The organism is Mesorhizobium sp. M7A.F.Ca.US.014.04.1.1, from assembly GCF_003998745.1.
GTDB classification, from domain to species: Bacteria; Pseudomonadota; Alphaproteobacteria; order Rhizobiales; family Rhizobiaceae; genus Mesorhizobium; species Mesorhizobium ciceri.
Map to the genome: position 1 here is coordinate 1 of NZ_RZRW01000515.1, position 3,992 is coordinate 3,992.

3 protein-coding genes and 1 pseudogene are annotated in these 3,992 nt (G+C 61.0%); 2 read left to right on the top strand and 2 right to left on the bottom strand.

Features of this window, described 5'->3' with window-relative positions; translation table 11 throughout:
* Positions 1-10 precede the first annotated feature (10 nt).
* Positions 11-1,321 (top strand): YeaH/YhbH family protein, encoded by a 1,311-nt coding sequence (locus EOA22_RS26410; RefSeq protein ID WP_127390327.1) that lies wholly within the window; start codon positions 11-13, stop codon positions 1,319-1,321.
* Positions 1,322-1,330: 9 nt separating this feature from the next.
* Positions 1,331-2,872, top strand: a complete 1,542-nt coding sequence (locus EOA22_RS26415) for a SpoVR family protein (RefSeq protein ID WP_024503737.1) — start codon at positions 1,331-1,333, stop codon at positions 2,870-2,872.
* Between the two features lie 24 nt (positions 2,873-2,896).
* Here the strand turns inward: EOA22_RS26415 and EOA22_RS26420 are convergent, their stop codons facing one another.
* Positions 2,897-3,790: an HlyC/CorC family transporter gene (locus EOA22_RS26420; RefSeq protein WP_063169113.1), complete on the bottom strand. Its 894-nt coding sequence runs from the start codon at positions 3,788-3,790 to the stop codon at positions 2,897-2,899.
* Positions 3,787-3,992: pseudogene (locus tag EOA22_RS26425) on the bottom strand (3-dehydroquinate synthase); the annotation flags it as partial. The pseudogene EOA22_RS26425 and the gene EOA22_RS26420, both read right to left, overlap by 4 nt.

Here is a 3,992-nt window from a genome sequence, read left to right on the forward strand (position 1 = left end):
GGATGGTTCCATGCCGATCTTCATCGCCCGCCGCCTGAACCCTAAAGACAAAAGCCTCGGCAATCGCCAGCGCTTCCTGCGACGCGCGCGCGAGGAATTGAAACGCAGCATACGCGATCAGATCCGCACCGGCAGGATCGCCGACGCGGATTCCGAGCATGCCGTGCGCATGCCCGAAAGAGGCACAAGCGAGCCGAGCTTCAACAACGCCCGCGACAGCGGCAGGCGCCAGCACATCTTGCCGGGCAACAGGCATTTCTCCGCTGGAGACCTGATCCCCAAACCCGGCGGGGGCGGCGGGGGAGCATCGTCGCCGGGAAACAAGGCATCTGAAGACGACTTTCGTTTCGTGCTGTCGCGCGAGGAAGTGCTCGATCTTTTCTTCGAGGATCTCGAGCTCCCGGACATGGTCAAGCTCAACCTCAAGGAGATCCTTGCCTTCAAGCCGCGCAGAGCCGGCTTCGCCGCCACAGGTTCGCCGACCAACATCAATGTTGGCCGCACAATGCGCAACAGCCACGGCCGCCGCATTGCGCTGAGGCGCCCCAAGCAGGTCGAACTGGATGCGATCCTCGAGGAAATCGCCTCGCTCGAGTCGACGCCATCCAGCGCCGAAGCGCGCCAGCGTATTGCGGCATTGCGCGAAGAGCTCGACCGGCTGGAACGCCGCCGCCGCCGGATTGCCTATGTCGATCCGGTCGACATCCGCTTCAACCGCTTCGATTCCCGGCCGGTGCCGAACGCCAATGCCGTCATGTTCTGTCTTATGGACGTGTCCGGGTCCATGGGCGAGCGCGAGAAGGATCTGGCCAAGCGCTTCTTCGTCTTGCTGCACCTGTTCTTGAAACGGCGCTACGACCGCATCGAGATTGTTTTCATCCGCCACACGCACCTGGCTCAGGAGGTCGACGAGGAAACATTTTTCTACAACACCCAAAGCGGCGGCACCGTCGTTTCCACCGCGCTGGAGGAAATGCACCGTATTATCACCAGCCGCTACCCGGCCCATGACTGGAACATCTATGCCGCCCAGGCCTCGGACGGCGACAATTTCGCCGGCGATTCGGAGCGATGCATTTCGCTGCTCAACGGCGAGCTCATGCGGCTGTGCCAGTATTTTGCCTATGTCGAGATCATCGACGAGCGTGAAGCTCATATTTTCGGCTCGACAGAAAACGGGACATCGCTCTGGCGTGCCTACAACTCCATCGACCAGAAATGGCCGAACTTCCAGATGAGCCGCATCGCCACACCCGCCGATATCTATCCGGTTTTTCGCCAGCTCTTCGGCAGGCAACCGGCCGCCCTCAAGAGGGCATGAGGGTTCCCGATGGCCAGACAAGCGAGCAAATCCAGCCTGCTTTTTTCAGGGTCCGACTGGGATTTCAAAACATTGTCGCGGGCCTATGACGCTATCGAGGCACTCGCGGTCGAAGAGCTTCATCTGGACACCTATCCCGTTCAGATGGAGATCATCTCGTCGCAGCAGATGCTCGACGCCTATTCGTCCATCGGCATGCCATTGATGTACCGTCACTGGTCTTTCGGCAAACATTTCCTCCACCAGGATTTGCTCTATCGCAAGGGCGGGCGGGGGCTTGCCTATGAACTGGTCATCAATTCCAATCCCTGCATCGTCTATCTGATGGAGGAAAACACCATGGCCCTGCAGGCCCTGGTGACGGCCCACGCAGCGCTCGGGCACAATCATTTCTTCAAGAACAATCAGCTGTTCAAACAGTGGACGGATGCGGGTGCGATCCTCAGCTACCTGGACTTCGCCAAGGGCTACATAGTCCGCTGCGAGGAGCGGCACGGCCTCGCCGCCGTCGAAGCTGTTCTCGATTCCGCCCACGCGCTGATGGATCAGGGCGTGTTTCGCTATCACCGGCCGCCGAGGTTGTCGTCGGAACGGCAACGCGAAGGAATTCGCGAGCGTCTCGAATACGAGGAGCGCTCCTACAACGACTTGTGGCGTACGCTGCCGGCCTCGCAGCAAGCGGCCAACGACAAGGGCCAGGACCCAGAGTGGAAGAAATCGCTCAATCTGCCCGAGGAAAACCTGCTCTATTTCCTGGAAAAGAACAGCCCAGTCCTGGAGCCCTGGCAGCGCGAGATCATCAGGATCGTTCGTGTCATCGCGCAATATTTTTACCCGCAACGGCAGACACAGGTGATGAACGAAGGTTGTGCCACTTTCGTGCACTATACGCTGATGAACATGCTGTTCGACCGCGGCCAGATCAGCGAAGGCGCCATGCTCGAAATCCTGCGCAATCATTCCAACGTGGTCTTCCAGCCGGCCTTCGACGATCCGCGTTTTTCAGGCATCAACCCCTATGCTCTCGGCCTCGACATGATGCAGGACATTCAGCGCATCTCGACCGAACCCACGGCCGAGGACCGCGATTGGTTCCCCGACATGGCCGGCCAGGGCAACTGGCGCGAGGTCCTGCTGGACGCCTGGGCCGAGCATCGCGACGAATCCTTCATCCGCCAGTACCTCAGCCCTGCCTTGATCCGGAAATGGCGGTTTTTTGTGCTCGGCGACGCTGCCGACCAGCCGCATTGCCTGGTCGCGTCCATCCACGATGAGCGCGGCTACGCCAAGATACGCGCCGCGCTCGCCAACAGTTATGATCTCGGCGCGAACCGGCCGGACATTCAGGTGGTGGATGTCGATCTGCTCGGCGACCGCCATTTGCGGCTGCAGCACAAGGTCAATGACGGCATCCTTCTCGAGGATGCCAGCCGCGACGCCACGCTTCGTCACATCCGCAGGCTTTGGGGTTATGAAGTCAGCCTGGCGGCCATGGATGCCGAGACCGGCGCGACGATCCACGAACGCTCGACGAGCCAGATCGCGGGATGACGGCACCCGGTCTCCCGGCGCACATCAGGCGTCGCCGGCTGGCCTGATCCTCAGCCTTGCGATCCGGTTCTTGTCGCGTTTCATGACGATGAAGCGCTTGCCGTGGAACGTAAAAGCCTGCTTCTCCTCGGGGATCGATTGCGTCTCGTGGATGACGAGGCCGGCAATGGTGGTTGCCTCCTCATCCGGCAGGTTCCAGTCGAGAGCCCGGTTGAGGTCACGGATCGGCACCGTACCGTCGACGACCACGGAGCCGTCGGCCTCCTGCTTGACGCCCTGTATGTCGACATCGTGCTCGTCGGCGATCTCGCCGACGATCTCCTCGATAATGTCCTCCAGCGTCACCAGCCCTTCGACCTCGCCATATTCGTCGACGACGACGGCGAAATGCGCCTTGCGGCGAAGGAAGGCGTTGAGCTGTTCCTGCAAGGTCGTGGTGTCGGGCACGAACCAGGGTTTCGAAGCGATCTTCATGACGTCGATCCTGGAGAAATCGTTGCCGACTTCGTTCAAGGCGCGCAGCAGATCCTTTGCATGCAGCACGCCGACGATGTTGTCGAGCGAGCCTTTCCACAGCGGCATGCGGGTGTGCGGGCTTTGCAAAATCTCGCGCACCACCGCTTCCGGCGCATTGTCGGCATTGACCGAGCGCATGTTGGTGCGGTGGACCATGATGTCGGAGACTTCGAGCTCGGCGAGATCGAACAGGCCGCCGACGCGGTCGCGATCCTCGCGCACCACCTGGCCGTCGCGGCGGAAATCGTCGACCGCGCCGCGCAATTCGTCCTGGCTGGAGCGCTGCGGCTCGATGCGTGAAAGCTCGTACCCGAATATGGCAAGCAGGCGCGTGCGCACGGCAACGAGCAGCACGATGAGGATGGCAAGGACGGCGACAACGATCCAGCCGGGCTCGTTCATCTCCGGTCGCTTTCCTTTGGGTGGTTCTCCCTCAGAAACGACAGCACTTCCGATGCCGGAACATCCTTGGCAATGAAAGCCTGGCCGACGCCGCGCGTCAGGATGAAGGTCAGCGCGCCGCGCGACACCTTCTTGTCCTGGGTGATAAAGGCAAGCAGCGCCTCGGCGTCAGGCAGATCTCCCGGGATGTCGGCTATTCGCC

Excerpts from the sequence above, each read along its gene's own strand:
- EOA22_RS26410 (WP_127390327.1), top strand. The coding sequence starts at position 11 with ATGCCGATCTTCATCGCCCGCCGCCTGAACCCTAAAGACAAAAGCCTC.
- EOA22_RS26415 (WP_024503737.1), top strand. The coding sequence starts at position 1,331 with ATGGCCAGACAAGCGAGCAAATCCAGCCTGCTTTTTTCAGGGTCCGAC.
- EOA22_RS26420 (WP_063169113.1), bottom strand. The coding sequence starts at position 3,790 with ATGAACGAGCCCGGCTGGATCGTTGTCGCCGTCCTTGCCATCCTCATC.